Below are 18110 nucleotides of genomic sequence, written 5' to 3'. Positions count from 1 at the left end.
GACCACAAAACATTCCAGGAAAGGGGGATTTTGAAAATGGCTCACTATCAGATTACTGTAGATTCGCAACTTTTGCAGCAGCTTTTTCTCGGAATTCGCAGGATTCAGGAGCGGCCAAACTGCCGCCCCTCTTCCATTATGGCTGATGTATCATCTGCTCATTTCTCGGCATCGGTACGTCCGGTTTGCCGGCGGGATTGTTGTAGAGATAATCGGGCACCTTGCCGACGATCAACGCTTCCGTAATCGGGATTTGCGTCGTCACGGTCCGCTGCTCCGTGGCAAACGGGATGACGATCCTGAGGTCCACCTCCACCCAAATGTAGACGGTGATTAGCACCATGTTGATCCCCGCCTGTTTCAGTCCGGTCTCCAACCGGGTTTTGACCGATCCGACCGGCACAAACGAGACGGGAATCTCCGGTCCGAAGTGCTCCAGAAAGACGTTTTTCGTGGCCAGCCCCAGCGGCACCGTCACCACGACGTTCTCTTCCTCAAACTCTTTCAGCCGGGCTTGAATGCGGGAAGTGGTCTCCCCCACAATCCGCGCATACTGCTTGAAGTTGAAATTCACGGCCAGGATGTTTCCGTCACTGTCCTTTTCCAAAATGACAATGTCGTCGAAATCGATCCCTTGCTGTGTCAGCCGCTTGGTCACCGCATCGCTGATGGCCAATTTTGCGATCTGATCCGTTTTTTGCGCGGCAATCAGCATCAGAGTCGGCTCAATCCGCCGTTCGACGATCACAAACAGCACCAAGAGGCCGGCCATCACGGCCAAAAGCGTCGCGATCAGGCGACGGCCCCGTCGGCGCCACCCGCCTTTCCTGTAGCCCCACACGTCGTTCTCTCCCGCTATCTGACATGCTTCTCAGGAACGGACCGCCCTCATCGACCGTTCTGCCGTGCTCCGCGGCCGGCCGCTCCGCAGCGCCCCGCCAATGCCCGCGACAAACGTTGGCACGCCTGCTGCCACGAGGATCAGCGCCCAATCGCGGAAAGACAGATCCGTGGTCTTAAAGATCGGCTGAAGCGCATCAATGTAGACCACGCCCAGCACCAGCAGCACGGATGAAAGGACCGCCCAGACGAGGAACTTGTTCTCAAAGATGTTGCGATGAAACACGCTGTATTGGCTGCGGCAGTCAAACACGTGAATCAGTTGGGCCATCACCAGGGTGACAAACGCGACTGTCTGCGCATGCACCAGATCATCGGGGTTTTCCCGGAGCGTCAACCAGAAAGACAGCAGCGTCATGCCCCCAATCAGGAAGCCGCGGCTGATGATCTTCCACCCGAGTCCCCGGCCAAAAATGTTCTCATGCTTGTGGCGCGGCCGCTGATACATCGTGTCCGCTTCCGGCGGATCGACGCCCAGCGCCATGGCCGGCAGACCGTCGGTGACGAGGTTGACCCACAATATCTGAATCGGCACCAGCGGCAAGGGCATTCCGAGCAGCATGGCAAAAAACATGACGAGAATCTCCCCGACGTTGGAGGCGAGCAGATAGCGGATAAATTTGCGGATGTTGTCGTAGATGTTGCGCCCTTCCTCCACAGCGGCGACAATGGTGGCAAAATTGTCGTCCCGCAGCACCAGATCGGCCGCTTCCTTGGTCACATCCGTGCCGGTGATGCCCATGGCGATGCCGATGTCAGCCGTCTTGACAGCCGGTGCGTCGTTTACGCCGTCCCCGGTCATCGCGACGACGTGGCCTTTGCTTTGCAGGGCGCGGACAATCCGCAACTTGTGTTCCGGCGAGACGCGCGCGTACACGGCGACCTGTTCCACGATCTCAGCCAAACGCTCGTCGCTCATGTTGTCCAGTTCGCGCCCTTCCATCACCTGGCCGTACCCGCGCATGAGACCGATCTGCCGGGCGATCGCTTCTGCCGTCACCCTGTGGTCGCCGGTGATCATCACCGTCTTGATCCCCGCCTGATGGCACAGGTCGATGGCCGACTTCACTTCTTCGCGCGGCGGGTCGATCATGCCTGCCAGACCGACAAAGACGAGGCCGCTCTCCAGCACCCCCAACGGATGTCCCGGCCGATACCCCTGCAGTGTTTTGTAGGCGAATGCCAGCACCCGCAGCGCCTGTGACGCCATCTCTTCCGTCTGGTTCAGCACCTGATGGCGAAGCGACGCACTCAGCGGCTGCACCTCTCCGTTCCAGAGGATGTGGCTGCAGCGGGCCAGCACCGCTTCCGCCGCTCCTTTGGTCAAAAGCGTGAAGCCGCCGTCCGCACTTTTTTCCACCACCGACATCATTTTGCGCTCGGAGTCAAACGGCAGCTCCTCCACACGTGTCTCCTGCTGTCCGCTTTTCACGCGTTCCGCGCCCTGCCCTTTGGCGGCCAGCACCTTGAGCGCTCCCTCCGTCGGGTCGCCCACCACCTGCCACCGGCGCTCCGTTTTGCCGATACCGAGCAGCTTGCGCGTGTCCTCGCAGGACAGCCGGGCGTTGTTGCAGCGATCGGCGATCCGCAGGATGTAGGACAGCCCTGCGTCGCGGGCAGGAGACACCTGCCGACCGCCCAGGAGAAACACCCCCTCCGGTTCGTAGCCGCTGCCTGTCACCTCGTAGACTGTATTGCTGTGCCACACCCGGGTAACGGTCATTTTATTCTGCGTCAGTGTCCCGGTTTTGTCGGAGCAGATGACGGAGGCGCAGCCCAGCGTTTCCACCGACGGCAGCTTGCGGACGATGGCATTGCGCTTGATCATCCGCTGAACGCCCAACGCCAGCGCGATCGTGACGATAGCCGGCAGTCCTTCGGGAATCGCCGCGACTGCCAGGCTGACTCCGGCAAGGAACATGGTAAACAGGTCGTGCCCGTGCCATACGCCTGCCCCAATGACGACCAGTGTCAACAGGACGGCGACCACCACGAGGATTTTTCCCATTTGTTCCAGGCGGTGCTGCAGCGGGGTCCCCATCTCCTCTGCCGCGTTCATCAGATGGGCGATCTTGCCGATTTCCGTTTCCATCCCGGTAGAGACCACCACTCCCCGTCCGGTCCCTCCCGTCACCATCGTGCCCATGAACGCCATGTTTTTCTGATCGCCCAGCGGAATGTTCTCCCCGCCCGCCGGAGACAGCGTTTTGGCCGTCTTGCCGGCCGGCACCGATTCCCCGGTCAGCGCCGACTCTTCGATCTCCAGTCGGTTGGCTTCAAACAGCCGCATGTCTGCCGGCACCCTATCCCCCGCCTCCAGCAGCACCAGATCGCCCGGAACCAGCCGAGATGCGGGAATCATGTGCACCTGACCGTCGCGCACCACCCGTGCCATTGGGGATGCCAGTTCTTTGAGCGCCTGCAGCGAACGCTCCGCCTTGGCTTCCTGGATGAAGCCCAGCAACCCGTTGATGAAAATAATGGCGATGATCGTGATGGCGTCGAGGTACTCGCCCAGCGCGTACGAAATCAGCGTGGCGCCAAACAAGATCAGCACCATGAAATCCTTGAACTGGTCGATCAGGACAGTGAACAGCGGCTTTCGCTTCGTGTCCGCCAACTGGTTGGGGCCATAGCGGGACAGCCGCCGCTTTGCTTCTTCTTGCGACAAACCGCGGTCCGCGTCGCTGTCAAGCACATCTGCCACATTCGCTGACGTCAGCATGTACCATTTTTGATTCGGCTGTGTGTCCACCTGAATCTCCTCCATCCCCTACGCTTTCATCTCATATGTATGCTGACGAGCCTCAAAATAACCCACTCGTCCATCGCCGGCCTGATCGGCCCCTTGAGATGAAGTCTGTCAGCAGGTGTCCACTGCGGCCGGTCACCCATGTCCGCCGTCGTTTTCGCCATAAAAAACCCCGTCCTCCATTTTGGGAAGGACGGGGTGTATCTCCCGGACTATGTGATGCTCTTGGCCAATCCGATACAGATCAACAGGATCGGCGGCAGCCAGGTCAGGCGAGAAAGCCAGCGGGTTTGACCGGCGCGGCGGCCCAGGGCGATGCCCAAGGCGAGCAGCGCGGCGCTCATGACCGCGATGCACAAGGCGACCGACAGCGGCGGATAGCCGAAAAACGCCAGGCTGATGCCGGCGCCAAACGCATCCAGCGACAGCGCCAGGCCCAGCATGACCGCCTCCCAGCCCATGATGTGGCCGGAGCGGTCTGCGTCCGCCCGGGACGGGTCCCGCAAAATCTGGATGATCAATCCAAACGCGCGAAACTGGGAAACCAGCGCCTGCTCGGCTTCCTTTTGACGATGGTCGTCGTCCTGACTGGTGCTGTCGGCACGGGGAGAGAACAGCCGCCACAGCGTGAACAGCCCCAGCCCCACCAACACAGCCGCCCCCACCCGTTTGCCCCACTCCGGGGACAGCCAGAACGTGAGGGTGGACCCGACCGTCATCACCGCGTAGACGACGGAAAACGAACAGCCTGCCACGACGACAAGCGAGAGAAACGGCATCCGCATGTTCCGAAGTCCGTACGTCATCCCGACGCTGACACTGTCCATGCTGATCGCCAGGGAGACAAGAAGGAGCGAAAACCAGCCGCTCAATGGAGTCACCTCTTTTCCCTTGCCTTCTACTTATACGCCACAGGCTTATCCATTGTGCGGGGCTTCGCTCCGCTTCCGATATTGATCGACCGGTTACCGTTTCGCCAGATATTTGCGAATGTCAAAGGCGACTGCGGCCACGATAATCAATCCCTTGATAATCAACTGCCAGTACGGATTGACGCCGATGAAGGTAAGACCGTAGTTGATCACGCCAAAGATGAGCACCCCTGCCAGAACGCCTTGCACTGTCCCGATACCGCCCGACGTGGAGACTCCCCCACGACGCAGGCAGCAATCGCATCCAACTCGTACATGTTGCCGTAGTTGTTGGTAGCCCCGCCTGTTCTCGCTGCTTCGAGCACCCCTGCCAGACCATACAGCGCCCCGGCGATGGCGTAGATGATGATCAGGTTCAGCCCCACGTTGATGCCCGATACGGTCGCCGCCTGCATGTTGCCGCCGATCGCGTACATGTTTTTACCTAGCCGGGTCTTGTTGAAAATCACCCATACCAGAATGGACACGACGATCGCAATAATGACAATGTAGGGAATCGAGTAGGGTCCGGAACCGATGTACCCGGTGCCGAGTTGGCTGAAATCCTGCCGCAAGCCGCCAATCGGCTGCGATTCGTTTGGCTCCATGTCAAAGTAGATGGAGTTTGCCCCGTAGACGATGACCATGGTGCCCAAGGTGGCGATAAACGGCGGGACGCTGAACTTGGCCACGATCACCCCGTTGATCAGCCCCACGACAAGACCCGCCAAAATCGCCAGGAGCACAGGCACCACCAGCGGCATGTCAGGCAGATCCGGAAAGAAGCGGCGCGGATAATCCTGCATTTGCAGCATGGAGGCAGACAGCACCGCCGTCAGTCCCACTACGCGTCCCGCCGAGAGATCGACGCCCCCCGTGATCAGCACAAACGCCGCGCCCAGGGCAATGATTGCCCGGGTGGAAGACTGCAGCAAAATGTCGCGAATGGTGGTCACAGATAAAAATTGGCTGTCGTAGATGGCAATTCCCACGATTAGCGCCACCAGCACGATGTAGATAGCGTTTTGCGTGCAAAATTCACGTATGGATGTCGCTTTCAGTTTACTCATGGTTTCTCTCCTCCTCTACCCCGCCATGTACGCTGTAGCGAGGCGCATCACCTGTTCCTCTGACGCCTCTTTCCCGTCGAGAAAACCGGAGAGGCGCCCTTCGCACATGACCATGATCCGATCCGACATACCCAGAAGTTCAGGCATTTCGGAAGAGATCATGATAATGCTCTTTCCTGCTTTGGCCAATTCGGCAATAATGGAGTAGATTTCGTACTTGGCTCCGACGTCGATCCCCCGCGTCGGTTCGTCCAGCAGCAGAATGTCCGGCTCGGTCAGCAGCCAGCGGGCCAGCAGCACCTTTTGCTGGTTTCCGCCGGACAGATTTTTGATCTGCTGCTTCAGGGAGGGCGTTTTTACCCGAAGCAGTTCAATGCTTTTGCTCGCTTCTTCCTTCCGCTTTTTCTCGTCAAGCAGCAGATAAGGCTTCTCATACCGGGACAGGTTGGCGATGAGAGCGTTTTCCAGGATGGACAGCACCGGAAAAATGCCGGTGACGCGCCGCTCCTCCGTCAAAAGCGCCATCTTGTGTTTTTTGGCCTCGATTGGCGATTTGATTTTCACCTCTTTGCCGTGGATGAACATCCGTCCCGACGAGACTGCCCGCAGCCCGAACAGCGCCTCGACCAGCTCCGTCCGCTGCGAGCCGACCAGCCCGCCGATCCCCAAAATCTCTCCTTTTCTCAGCTCAAAGGACACGTTCTTGAAGGAATGGGCATGCGGCGATGTCAACCCCTCCACCTTCAGCACCACGTCTCCCGGCACATTCTCCCGCTTGGGGAAACGCTGGGTGAGGTCGCGGCCGACCATGCGCGATATGATCAGGTCGGTGGTCAGCTCCTCTGCCGGCCATGTGCCGATCAGCTTGCCGTCCCGCATGATCGTCACCTCGTCAGAGATGCGCAGGATTTCCTCCATCTTGTGGGAAATGTAAATGATCGCCACGCCCCGGCTCTTCAGCTCGGCGATGATCCGGAACAACTGCTCCACTTCGTTGCCCGTGAGCGATGAGGTCGGTTCATCCATCACGATCACGCGGGAGCGGTAGGAGACCGCTTTGGCAATCTCCAGCGACTGCACCTTGGAGACGGACAGGTTTTTCACAACCTCGCGGGGATCCAGTTCCAGGCCCAGATCGGCAAACAGCGCCTTTGTGTCTTGGTACATCTTTTTCTCGTCGACAAATGCGAACGGGCCGAATTGTTTGACCGGGAACCGACCGAGCCAGATGTTTTCCATTACGTTGCGATACGGAACGGGGTGAAGCTCCTGATGAATCATCGCGATGCCATTCTCCAGCGCATCCTTGGCGTTGTTGATCACCGCCTTTTTGCCGTCAAGCAGAATCTCGCCCCCGTCCGGCTTGTAGATGCCGAACAGGCACTTCATCAGCGTCGATTTTCCCGCACCGTTTTCCCCCATCAGCGCGTGAACAGTGCCGGGCCTTACCCTCAGCGTAACGCCGTCCAGTGCCTTGACCCCCGGGAATTCCTTGGAGATGTTGATCATTTCCAATACATAACCGTTATTCGTCATGGCATGTCCCTCCCCCGCTAGTCTTATATGGAATGTAAAGAAGACTTGGCGATTGCCAAGCCTTCGGGCACCGGCAGAGAGTCTTATTTCGCCTCGTCCATGTTTTCCTTGGTGATTTTCTTGTACGGAATCCAGACGTACTTGCCGTCAGTAATCTCGTACCCGGTGTTTTCTTTGGTCGGCGTTTGACCTTGCGCCAGCACGGCGGCGATGTTGAGGGTGGCTTGCCCCTGGTTTTTCGCGTCGTTCAGGACGGTACCCAGCAGCGTGCCGTTTTCCAGCTCCTTCAAGGCCGGTGCCGTCGCATCCACGCCTACGACAGGGATGTACTTGTTGTCTTTGAAGTACCCGGCCGCCTTCAACGCCTCGATCGCACCAAGCGCCATGTCGTCGTTGTTGGCAAGTACGGCTTCAATCTTGTCTCCCGCAGAAGCGAGGAACGCCGCCATTTTTTCCTGGCCTTTCACGCGGTCCCACATCGCCGTGTCTTCCGCCACTTTTTCCACCTTGATCCCGGCGTCCTCAATCGCCTTCACCGAGTACTTGGTGCGCAGTTCGGCATCCTGATGCCCCGGTTCTCCCTTCAGCATGACGTACTGCAGGACGCCGTCCTTGTTCTTGTCCGCTTCGGGATGGGCTTTCCAGTAGTCGGCAATGATCTGACCGGCAATGGTACCGGACTCTTCCGCCTTGGCCCCGACGTAGTACACCTTATCCCATTTCTGCATGTCCTCCGGCATCGGTTCCCGGTTGAAAAAGACTACCGGAATGTTGGCCTGCTTGGCTTTGTCAATAATGACGCCGGCTGCAGTGCGGTCAACCGGGTTGATGGCCAGCGCGTTGACCTTTTTGGTGATGAACAGATCCACCTTGTCGTTTTGCGTCGGCTGGGAGTTTTGGCTGTCGACGATGTCGACCTGGGCCTTCCCTTCCGCGCTTTGGGAGATGGCGTTGCGCACGCCTGTCATGAACGTATCGTCAAATTTGTAGATGGCGACACCGATTTTGGGAGTGGAAGCACCTCCTCCTCCCTCGCCTGCTGTCGGCTGGGAGCCGCCTGATCCCGAACATCCGGCAATGGAAAGGGCCAGCACGGCCGCTGTCGCTGTAGAAACAAACTTGTTCATCTGAAATCCCCCTTTTCGAGCTCTATGGTGGTGCCCACTGTTCCAATGTAAGCGATTGCAAACGAAAAATTAATAAAAAATCATGTGAATTTCTATCAAAATTCTCAGGAAACTTTTCGACAAAAAAAAAAGCGGAGCCGTTCCTCCCGCAGTCACACAGGCAATACTCTGATCAGCTTGCAGCGCAGTTTCTGGAGATCGTGATAATGCCGTCTTTCTGATATTTACATCATCTCCGGCATTGGAATGGAGGGATTCATGTAGATTAAAGTTCGCCTCCCTTTCACCCTCGCCCCCAAGGGCGGGCGGCCAGCGCAGCACGCTGGACCGCCTAGAAAAGCGCCCATTCCCGAATCGCACGAGCGACGCCGTGCTGATCGTTGGTGTCGGTCACGACAGCGCTGGCCCGCTTGATCTCGTCATCGGCATTTCCCATCGCGACGCCAAGGCCGACGATGCGCAGCATCGACAAGTCGTTGAAGCTGTCACCGATGGCCATCGTCTCCTCCAGGGCAATGCCGAGTCTGTCCGCCAGTTCCCGCAGCGCGATTCCCTTCTGCGCAAGCCTGTGCGTGACTTCCAGGTTGTTTGCTGCCGACGAACTGACGGCCAGCTCGTTCACGGCTGCCAGTCTGCGGGACACACGATCCAGCTTTTGCCCCTCCCTGGAGAAGACCATTAATTTGTAGAGGTGCTCGCCGGATCGGCCGAGCACGGACGCGTACGAGTCCACAGGGGCGAGTTCCCCGGCGGAAAAACGACGCTCATGCGCTGCACGGATCGTCTGTTCATCCGTGCCGGGAAACGCGCTTTGGATAAACGCACGCAGGACGGCAAACGCCTTATCGCGGTCGTTCGTAAACGTCCCCCGATTCGTGTACAGTTCGTAATACATGTCTTCCTGCCGCAGGATAGCCTCCGCTTCCTCATACGTCTGCGGGGGGATCGGCATACTTCGGACGATCTCCCCGGTTTCGCTCCGCACCTCCGCCCCGTTCACGCAGATGACCGGACAGGTGATGCCGGCTGCCGCAAGCGGCGGCAGGGCTTCTTTGTACGATCGGCCGGTCGCTACAACCACTGTGATGCCGCTGCTCTGTGCTTGTTGAACCGCCCGGGCGTTTTCTGCACTCACCTGGTGCTGCCTGTTCAGCAGGGTCCCGTCCATATCGAGCGCGATAAGCTTTACCCGGCAGCGTTTCTCGGCATTGGTCACGGTATTCGTCACCAGTCGTCCCCCCTTAACCGGCGAAGTAAAAGACAGCCGATTCGTACGGCCGCAGAGACAGCGAACGGACGTGAAGCCCCGTGTCCCGGTAGTTGGACAACAGCAGGGTGGGCTCCCCTGCCAGACGAATATCGTCGGGCAGCGCAAAAGACGTCTCGCTGGCGTAGAAGTTGTTTACCACCAGGAGGGTTTCGTTTCCGTACGTCCGCAGATACGCAAAGATTTGCGGATGATCGTCCAGAATCATCCGAAAATCGCCGTACGCGATGACATCATATGTCTTCCGCAGCTGGATCAGCTTTTTGTAGTGGTAAAAAACGGAGTCCTCGTCTTCAAGCGCGCGCTTCACGTTGATCTCCTTGTAGTTCGGTGCCACGTTGATCCAGGGGGTTCCCGACGTGAACCCGGCATGCGGACTGTCATCCCACTGCATGGGCGTGCGCCCGTTGTCCCGTGATTTTTGCTGCAGAATGGCCAGGATTTCCTGCTCCTGCTTCCCTTGCTCCTGAAGCTGGCGGTAGGCGTTGATCGACTCGACATCCCGGTACGCGGAAATCTCGTCAAAATAGGGGTTGGTCATGCCGATTTCCTCCCCCTGGTAGATGTACGGGGTGCCCTGCATGAGGTGAATCGTGGTCGCCAGCATTTTCGCCGATTCCCGGTGATACTCCCGGTCGTTTCCAAATCGGGAGATCGCCCTCGGCTGGTCGTGATTGCACCAGAACAGCGCATTCCAGCCTCCGCCGCTCTGCATGCCGTACTGCCACTCGCCGAGGATTTTTTTCAGTTGGAGAAAGTCAAAGTCGGCCAGCGCCCACTTCTCTCCATTGGGATAATCCACCTTGAGGTGGTGGAAGCTGAACACCATGTTCAGTTCGTGTTCGTCCGGCCGGGTATACTTCACGCAGTTTTCGATCGAGGTGGACGACATCTCGCCCACGGTGAGGAGGTCAGGCTTCCTGGCGAACACGTGACGATTCATCTCTTTCAAAAACTCGTGAATCCGCGGGCCGTCCGTGTAATACTTGCGGCCGTCGTCCATCGGCGTCTCCAGCGTGTCATCGGGAAAGCGCTGGTCTTTGGAGATCAGGTTGATCACATCCAGGCGAAACCCGTCCACGCCTTTGTCCAGCCAGAAGTTCATCATTTCGTAGACCTGCTGGCGCAGTTTGGGGTTTTCCCAGTTCAAATCCGCCTGGGTGACGTCGAACAGATGCAAATAGTACTGCCCCGTGGTCTCGTCGTACTGCCAGGCGCTGCCGCCGAACTTGGAGCGCCAGTTGTTGGGCGCACCGCCGTTTTTCCCGTCCTTCCAGATGTAATAGTCGCGGTACGGGCTCTGTTTGGAGCTGGACGCTTCACGAAACCACGGGTGTTCGGTCGAGGTGTGGTTCACGACTATGTCCATGATGACCCGGATGTTCCGGGCATGGGCCTCCTGCAGCAGCCGCTCGAACGTTTCCATCGTACCGTACGCGGGATTGATATCGCAGTAATCGCTGATGTCGTACCCGTTGTCTCTCTGCGGCGACGGGTAGATGGGGGTCAGCCAAATCACGTCGACGCCCAGTTCCTGCAGGTAATCCAGTTTTTCGATGATTCCCTGCAGATCGCCGGTACCGCTGCCGGTGGTATCCATGAAGCTTTTCGGATAGATTTGATACACGACCGCCTTTTTCCACCATGGTTTCGCCATTGTAGATCCACTCCTTTTCCATAATGGGCAATAGCAACCAATCTGCCAAAACCCCCTGCAGATCGGTTGCTATGCTCACCATCTCTCTCTTTTTGTTATTGTGTTTTCCTCGTTTTCCCCACCAGGAACGTCAGTGTGAAGGGCACCACCAGCGCGACTGCCATGCCGAGGAAGAATGCTCCCCAGTGTTCAGGAAAGATCGAGAGAAAACCGGGAAGCCCTCCCACACCGATCGACGCGGCTTTTACCTTGCTCAGCGTGAGAATGACAGCCCCGATGGCCGATCCGATCATCGCGGACACAAACGGGTACCGGTAGCGAATGTTGACGCCAAACATGGCGGGTTCGGTGATGCCCAGGAAGGCGGAGACGGCGGAGGTCAGCGACATGCCTCTCAGCTTTTCCTCCCGGGACACGAACATCATTGCCAGGGCTGCAGACCCTTGGGAGATGTTGGACAGCGCGAGCATCGGCCACAGGAATGTGCCGCCGGTGCTGGCGATCAATTGCAAATCTACGGCAAGGAAGGTATGGTGCATGCCGGTTACGACCAGCAGCGCATAGCACCCGCCGTAAAGCAATCCGCCGAGGATGCTGAATGCGTCAAACAACGAGACGAATCCGGACGTGAGCCAATTGGCCACTCCAAACGTCAGCGGTCCGATCACGGTAAAGGACAGGAAGCCCGTCACGAGCAGGCTGATGGGAGCCACCAGCAGCAGCCGAAACATGTCGGGAATCCGCTTGGTCAAAAACGTTTCCACTTTGGCCAGCACGTAGGAAGAGATCAGCACCGGCAGCACCTGTCCCTGGTAGCCGATTTTGGCGATCTCCCAGCCAAACAGATTCCAGTACGGCACTGTTCCATCCGCTACTGCCTGGGCATAACCCCACGCGTTCAACAAATCGGGATGGATCAGCATCAGACCGAGGACGATACCCAGCAGTTCACTTCCGCCGAAACGCTTGACGGCAGACCAGCCAATCAGGCCCGGCAGGAATACAAACGCCGTATTGGCAATAAGATTAATGATGCCCGCAAAATCTTTCCACTGCTGGTGAACGTCGACGAGCGACGCGTCGGGGTAGAAGATTCCCTTCCCGGTCAGCACGTTGTTGATCCCCATGAGCAGACCCGCCGTCACAATGGCAGGAAGGAGGGGAATGAAGATATCGCCCAGCGTTTTCACAGCTCGCTGGAACGGATTCAATTTTTTAACAGCCGCTTCCTTGGTCTCCTGCCTGGTGGCGCCTGTGATGTCAGCGATGTTAAGCAGCGCGTCGTACACCTTGTTGACCAATCCCTGGCCGATGACCACCTGGAATTCACCGTTCGAAGAAAACGAACCTTTGACGATTCCGATTGATTCCAGCAGCGTCTTGTCGACTTGCCCTTCATCCTTCAAGACAAACCGCAACCGGGTGACGCAGTGGGATACAGCTGCGATGTTGTCCCGGCCGCCTACAGCCTGGAGTATCTGCTCTACTTCCCGCTTGTTGATCTCCATGGGTCCCCCTCCTGTAATCGTTTTCATTCAAATCATACACTTGTTTAAACAAGTACGTCAATACTTGTTTAAACAAGTAAGCATGTGCAAAAAAAGAACGCCTTATCGGCGTCGGGCAAAATCCGTGAATTCAAACCGGTCCGGCCTGTGCCGGGATTCGGTGTATTCAAACAACGTGCCGTCGTGCAGGTGGACAAAGTTTTTCACCACCGCCACCAGGTTGTACCCTTTTACATCCAGATGGGCTTTGTCGAGGGCGGTAACCGGCTCCACGTGAATAATCCGCCGGGCAAACCCGATTTTTGCGCCCAGCTTGTCTTCCAGGTATTCGTAAATGGACTGTTCCGCAATCTCCCGCGTCAGGTCGCGAACGATATCTTTTCGGAAGTAGTTGATGTCAAAAATAATGCGCTCGTTTTTCAAGCTGCGCACGCGAAACAATCGGTACGCTTCCTGTCCAAGGGGCAATTTGGTTTTCGCCTGCAGCGGCTTGTCTATGGTGACGACCTCAAACAGCGGAACGGTCGTGACAAAGGCTTGCCCGCTGCTTTCACTCGCTTCCTTGAAGCTGACCAGACCGCCAAACGAGAATGTGATCAAATTCGCATCCAGTACAAACACGCCCTTGCCGTGAACGCTGTTGACGAATCCTTCCTTCGCCAGCAGATCAAGCGCCCGCCTTACGGTGCCCCGGCTTGTCCGATATATCCGGCAAAACTCGTTTTCCGAAGGCAGCTTTTCCCCGGGCGGGTAGGTCCCATCCAGTATCTGTTTTTTGATGTCTTCGTATATTTCCGTGTACCTCTTGTTCATCTGCTGCCTCCTGTGCTTTTGCGGTGACCTTTTCTCTCTATTACATCTGATTTCGCCCGCCGACGCAAAGTCCTGCTTTCCCGTCTCCCCTGATTGCGCTTGTCCTGCGCGATTGATCGGTCGAGGCTCGTCATCTTCCCGCCAGCGGATCGCGGTCTCTCACTTGACAAACGGAAACAGCAGCTTTTGGTTTTCCGACCAGAACATGTTGTCCATGTCGATGATTTTCGTTCCCGTATCGATACGGGAAGGGACGTGCAAGCCATTCATCGCCTCCACCGCGTGCTTGACGCCCAGGTAGCCCATGCTGAACGGATTCTGCATGATCGTAGCCTGGATCACACCCTCCTGAATGTACGCCAGCACGTCAGGCGGGCTGTCGATGGCTACCACTTTCACCTTTTCCGCCAGTCCTTTACTTTCAATCGCCTGGGCGGCGCCGAGCGCGGCGACGGCGTTAAGCGCAACGATGCCGTCGAGCGAATGGGAGTCGATCATCCTTGCGGCCAGCTCACTGGCCTGGTTTTGATCAGAAGCGCCCTCCCTTGCCACGATCGTTACCCCCGGATAGTGGAAGATCGCCTCCAGCAGTCCCTTTTCCCGCTGGGCGGTGTTTCCCCCGCCCAGGACGGCGATCCTGCCATGCGTTCCGACCAGTTCAATCAGCTTCTCTCCCGCTCGTTTGCCCGAGTCAACATGATCGGTGCCAATCCAGCTGACCACCCCCGGCCCCGTCAGTTCGGAATCGATGATCAACACGGGGATGCGCTGTTCCTTTGCCCTTGACGTGGCTTCGTCCAGGACCTGTTGGCTGTCGGGTGCGATCACCACGGCAGCTGTTCCGTCCGCAAACGCCTGCCGGACCTGCGCCAACTGCCCCTTCACGTCTTCTTCGTAGTCGGGGGCGTAGAAATTGACGTTGACGCCAAACTCTCTGGCGGCCATCTCCGCCCCCCATTTTACCGTCCGCCAATAATCCCCGTGCTTCATCCTGACGATGAGCGCCACGTTCTTCTGTTTGACCTGGTCGGCGGCTGGATCGGCGCAGGCACCCAGGACGGCAGCCGCCGCCAGCAGCAGATACACGAATGTTCGCCATGCCTGTTTGCTTGACTGGTGCATTCCTCTTCACGTCTCTTCCGTTATCATCGGTATTCGTATGGTCACGGTGGTACCGGTCTCCTCATCGCTTTCGATGGAAAGACCGTACGCTTCGCCAAAAAACAGCCGGATGCGCTCATGCACATTTTTGATGCCGACGCCCGACCCATCCTTGCTTTTGATTTGGCCGGAACCGATCTGCTCCAGCACGTGGGGCGGGATGCCCAGCCCGTTGTCCCGCACCCGGAACAGGATGTCACCGTCCGACCGTTCCGCCGACACGGTGATCCTTCCCTGATCCGCCAACGGCTCGATGCCGTGGTAAATCGCGTTTTCCACGATCGGCTGCAGCAGAAGTTTCAGCGTCTTGCAGGGAAGCACCTCGTCCTGGGCTGTGATTTCATAGGTGAATTTGTTTTTGTACCTCATTTTTTGGATGACCAGATAATTCCGCACGTGCTCCAGTTCTTCCTGAACGGTGATGATGTTTTTCCCTTTGCTGAGGCTGATCCGAAACAGTTTGGAAAGCGCGGTAATGGTGGTGATTACGTCTTCGTTTTTGCCGATCCCCACCATGCGCACGACCGAGTTGAGCGTATTGTACAAAAAGTGCGGGTTGATCTGCGCCTGCAGCACTTCCAGCTCGCTTTTCCGCTTGGCTTCCTGCTCCCGGATGATTTGATCCATGAGCTGCCTGATGCGGATCACCATGTGGTTGAAGCGGCGCGAGAGCTGCTCCACCTCGTGACTGCCGCGAACGGCCAGGTTGACCGTAAAATCCCCCTTCTCCACCTGCTGCATGGAGCGTTCCAGATTGCGGATCGGCCGGGAGATGGCAGCGGAGATATAGGTGAGGACAAACACCACCACGGCGATGACGACAACCAGCAGCCAGAAGATAAACCCGCTGATCTCCTTTTTGGTGGTGGCGATCTCGTCCATGTACGAGACGCCGACGATTTTCCAGCCGATGTCATCCAGCGTCTTGATCGTGACCAGCCGCCGCTCCCCGTCGGACTCGTCCACGTAGCTGCCGTACGAGTTTTTCAAGGCAATGGCCCGATTCTCGTTTTTCAATCCGACGTAGATCAGCTGCTGCTGCGGATGGTAGACGATGTTGCCGGCCAGGTCGATGATGTAGACATACCCTTTTTTGCCCAGCTCCACCCGCTGGCAGAGGTCGTCAATTGTTTTGAAATTGACGTCCACGAGCAGGATCGCGTCCTCCCTTTCGCCGTTCTGGGAGACCGAGATGCCCCTGCTCATCGAGACCACCCACTTGTACTCACCTTGAAACAGGTTCTGAATGTGCGGAAGCGAAAAGGAAATGTGGCCGGGGTCTTTCAACGCCGCCTGAAACCAGCTCTGTTCCTGCAGTCTCGTGTTTTTCCGCATCGCCGCCTGCGGATACGCGGCGATCAGTTCGCCCTCCCGTGAAAACACGGCCACCGAGACAAGATCCTCACGGGTTTCCAGAATCGTCCCCAACCGTTCCGTCAGCTTGTCGTCCGGCACGTTCTCGCTTCGGCGGATCTTCTCTGCGGCCAGTTCAAAAATCTCCTTCATGCTGTCCAGGTAGCTGTTCAGATTGAAGCTGACCTGGTCGATCATTTGCTGGGTGTGCAAAAATGCATTTTGTTCCGCTGTTTCGGAAAATTTGCTGTACAGCATGACGCCGACAAAGAGCATGACCGCGACGGTCACCAGCGTAAACGAGGCCGTGATGATAAACTGAATGCTCTTCATCTTCACCATTTGAACCAGCGCGTTAACCGGATTTTTCATCGTACCCCTCTGGCCATGTTTTTGTACTCCTTGGGAGACATGCCCCATTTCTTGCGGAAGCAGAAGCTGAAGTAGTTGGGGTCGGTATACCCGACTCGTTCTGCGATCTCAAAGGTTTTCAGGTCGGTCGTCAGCAGCAGTTCCTGGGCCGCTTCCATTCTCACCTGCAGCAGAAAGTTGACGAATGTCGTATTCATCTCCTTTTTGAAAATGCTGCTGAAATACCCCACGCTGATGTGAAGCTGCCTGCACACTTTGTGGATCGAGATGTCGCTTTCGTGGTAGTGGTTTTTGACGTATTCGACGGCCTGGGCGACGAGCCGTTTGTAGGAGGACTGCCTGACGCTGGCGATGCTGTTCATCATGCCCAAGCAGATGTGCAGCAGCCTGTCCTTCGTCTCCTGAAGCGTTTGGGCCTTGTGGATGTCCGTAAACCAGTGAAGATGTTCGCCAAATACGCGCTCCGGCTCCAGATTGGCCCCCTTGGCCGCCTTCAGGATGGCGGTCAGAATCTCCAGCAGGTAAATGTGATATTCCTTGATGGACACGCGGGCATCGGCAACTTCGGCAAACAGCTCATCCAGGATGTCCCTCAGTTCCTGCGGCGTCCCCACCTTCAGACAGCGGATCAGCGCATGCTCTTTTTGCTCGTCGAAGCGGACCTTTTCCACGCAGCGCTTTTCCACGTCATCGACGCAGATGACCCGGTTGTTTCCGAGCACGACCCTGTAGTCAAGCGCAGCAACTGCATCCTCGTAGGAAAAGGAAAGGTCAGCCAAGTCGCCGGTGACCGTCCCGATCCCAGCTGTTACTGTGAATTCGCAAAATTTTTCAACGAATTGCCGCGCTTCTTCCAGCACGGCCGTCGTTTTCCGGAGGATCGCCTCCCGCTCGCGCTCCTGGTGAACGGCAATCAGGACTACATGGTCGTTGTTGGTGAAGACAATCCCCAGACGGTGCTTGTCGACCACTTCCTGCACGATGTTGCGGACGGAGAGCAGCAGCAGTTCCCGATCCGTTCCCCTCGTCTGACGGCTGGGCGGCGGCGCAAAGTGATCAGCCGCATGTTCGTCGACACCGGGCCGGTCGATGCTGACGGCGCCGACCACAAAGCCGTTTCCCTCCAAATCGATCTGGTACGCGTGCGCCTTTTCCCGGATGTCGGCTGCAGGCAGCCGGCGGGTAATCAGCGACGTCAGAAACACTTCCCTTAGCACCGGCAAGCTTTTTTGATAGTGCTCCTTCAACAGGCGAATGTTTTTCTTCTCGGCGGCTTCTTGGTCAAGCCGCGCCCGCACTTTCAAAAGGGCGTCGATCAGTTCACCCGCAGAAAACGGCTTGAGCACGTATTCGTCGATCTGCAGCTTGACCGCTTTCCGCGCGTATTCAAACTCGTCGAAGCCCGTCAGAATCACGATTTTGACGGTGGGATACCGCTCTTTGACGACGGCGGCCAGCTCCAGCCCGTCCATAAACGGCATCTTGATGTCGGTGACGACGATGTCCGGTACGCTTCTCTCCATCTTCTCCAGCGCATCCTGGCCGTTTTCAGCCGTTCCGATGACCGCGAACCCGTAAGCCTGCCAGTCAACCTCGCGGATAACGCCTTCCCTTACGTCTTCTTCGTCGTCAATCAGCAGCAGTGTGTACATGCTTCTTCCCCCCGGTTACATATTTACTCCA

13 protein-coding genes and 1 pseudogene are annotated in these 18110 nt (G+C 57.3%); all 14 read right to left on the bottom strand.

Annotated features, from left to right (window positions below):
• Nucleotides 1-136 precede the first annotated feature (136 nt).
• Nucleotides 137-841: a sporulation protein YunB gene (yunB, locus tag IRT44_RS06955; protein ID WP_171566086.1), complete on the bottom strand. Its 705-nt coding sequence runs from the start codon at nt 839-841 to the stop codon at nt 137-139.
• 30 nt (nt 842-871) lie between these two features.
• Nucleotides 872-3655, bottom strand: a complete 2784-nt coding sequence (locus IRT44_RS06950) for a calcium-translocating P-type ATPase, SERCA-type (RefSeq protein WP_230077660.1) — start codon at nt 3653-3655, stop codon at nt 872-874.
• Between the two features lie 26 nt (nt 3656-3681).
• Entirely contained in the window at nt 3682-3816 is a 135-nt protein-coding gene (locus IRT44_RS19320) for a hypothetical protein (RefSeq protein WP_256379887.1), read from the bottom strand.
• Nucleotides 3817-3864: 48 nt separating this feature from the next.
• Nucleotides 3865-4524: a sporulation membrane protein YtaF gene (ytaF, locus tag IRT44_RS06945; protein WP_171566084.1), complete on the bottom strand. Its 660-nt coding sequence runs from the start codon at nt 4522-4524 to the stop codon at nt 3865-3867.
• 93 nt (nt 4525-4617) lie between these two features.
• Nucleotides 4618-5633 (bottom strand): annotated as a pseudogene (mglC, locus tag IRT44_RS06940) (galactose/methyl galactoside ABC transporter permease MglC).
• Between the two features lie 15 nt (nt 5634-5648).
• A complete protein-coding gene (locus IRT44_RS06935; RefSeq protein WP_171566082.1) occupies nt 5649-7169 on the bottom strand; it encodes a sugar ABC transporter ATP-binding protein in 1521 nt (506 codons plus the stop codon).
• Between the two features lie 83 nt (nt 7170-7252).
• A complete protein-coding gene (locus IRT44_RS06930; protein ID WP_171566081.1) occupies nt 7253-8296 on the bottom strand; it encodes a galactose ABC transporter substrate-binding protein in 1044 nt (347 codons plus the stop codon).
• A gap of 331 nt (nt 8297-8627) precedes the next feature.
• Complete coding sequence (locus IRT44_RS06925) at nt 8628-9524, bottom strand: Cof-type HAD-IIB family hydrolase (protein ID WP_230077659.1); 897 nt, start codon at nt 9522-9524, stop codon at nt 8628-8630.
• 13 nt (nt 9525-9537) lie between these two features.
• A complete protein-coding gene (gene treC, locus IRT44_RS06920) occupies nt 9538-11220 on the bottom strand; it encodes an alpha,alpha-phosphotrehalase (RefSeq protein WP_230077658.1) in 1683 nt (560 codons plus the stop codon).
• A gap of 95 nt (nt 11221-11315) precedes the next feature.
• Nucleotides 11316-12728 (bottom strand): PTS system trehalose-specific EIIBC component, encoded by a 1413-nt coding sequence (gene treP / locus IRT44_RS06915; RefSeq protein ID WP_171566076.1) that lies wholly within the window; start codon nt 12726-12728, stop codon nt 11316-11318.
• A 102-nt stretch (nt 12729-12830) separates the two neighbouring features.
• Entirely contained in the window at nt 12831-13541 is a 711-nt protein-coding gene (gene treR / locus IRT44_RS06910) for a trehalose operon repressor (RefSeq protein ID WP_171566075.1), read from the bottom strand.
• A 159-nt stretch (nt 13542-13700) separates the two neighbouring features.
• Nucleotides 13701-14663 (bottom strand): substrate-binding domain-containing protein, encoded by a 963-nt coding sequence (locus tag IRT44_RS06905; protein ID WP_230077657.1) that lies wholly within the window; start codon nt 14661-14663, stop codon nt 13701-13703.
• Between the two features lie 6 nt (nt 14664-14669).
• Nucleotides 14670-16427 carry a cache domain-containing sensor histidine kinase gene (locus tag IRT44_RS06900; RefSeq protein ID WP_230077656.1) on the bottom strand — a complete coding sequence of 586 codons (1758 nt, stop codon included), beginning with the start codon at nt 16425-16427 and terminating at the stop codon, nt 14670-14672.
• Nucleotides 16424-18079: a response regulator gene (locus tag IRT44_RS06895; protein ID WP_230077655.1), complete on the bottom strand. Its 1656-nt coding sequence runs from the start codon at nt 18077-18079 to the stop codon at nt 16424-16426. Before IRT44_RS06895 ends, IRT44_RS06900 begins: the two co-directional genes overlap by 4 nt.
• Nucleotides 18080-18110 lie beyond the last annotated feature (31 nt).

Origin of the sequence: Brevibacillus sedimenti, assembly GCF_020923495.1 — a bacterium.
In the GTDB taxonomy this organism is placed as follows: domain Bacteria; phylum Bacillota; class Bacilli; order Brevibacillales; family Brevibacillaceae; genus Brevibacillus; species Brevibacillus aydinogluensis.
This window is presented reverse-complemented; position numbering and strand designations above follow the sequence as displayed.

Excerpts from the sequence above, each read along its gene's own strand:
- IRT44_RS19320 (WP_256379887.1), bottom strand. The coding sequence starts at position 3,816 with ATGGCGAAAACGACGGCGGACATGGGTGACCGGCCGCAGTGGACACCT.
- IRT44_RS06935 (WP_171566082.1), bottom strand. The coding sequence starts at position 7,169 with ATGACGAATAACGGTTATGTATTGGAAATGATCAACATCTCCAAGGAA.
- IRT44_RS06895 (WP_230077655.1), bottom strand. The coding sequence starts at position 18,079 with ATGTACACACTGCTGCTGATTGACGACGAAGAAGACGTAAGGGAAGGC.
- IRT44_RS06900 (WP_230077656.1), bottom strand. The coding sequence starts at position 16,427 with ATGAAAAATCCGGTTAACGCGCTGGTTCAAATGGTGAAGATGAAGAGC.
- treP (WP_171566076.1), bottom strand. The coding sequence starts at position 12,728 with ATGGAGATCAACAAGCGGGAAGTAGAGCAGATACTCCAGGCTGTAGGC.
- IRT44_RS06930 (WP_171566081.1), bottom strand. The coding sequence starts at position 8,296 with ATGAACAAGTTTGTTTCTACAGCGACAGCGGCCGTGCTGGCCCTTTCC.
- treR (WP_171566075.1), bottom strand. The coding sequence starts at position 13,541 with ATGAACAAGAGGTACACGGAAATATACGAAGACATCAAAAAACAGATA.
- IRT44_RS06905 (WP_230077657.1), bottom strand. The coding sequence starts at position 14,663 with ATGCACCAGTCAAGCAAACAGGCATGGCGAACATTCGTGTATCTGCTG.
- treC (WP_230077658.1), bottom strand. The coding sequence starts at position 11,220 with ATGGCGAAACCATGGTGGAAAAAGGCGGTCGTGTATCAAATCTATCCG.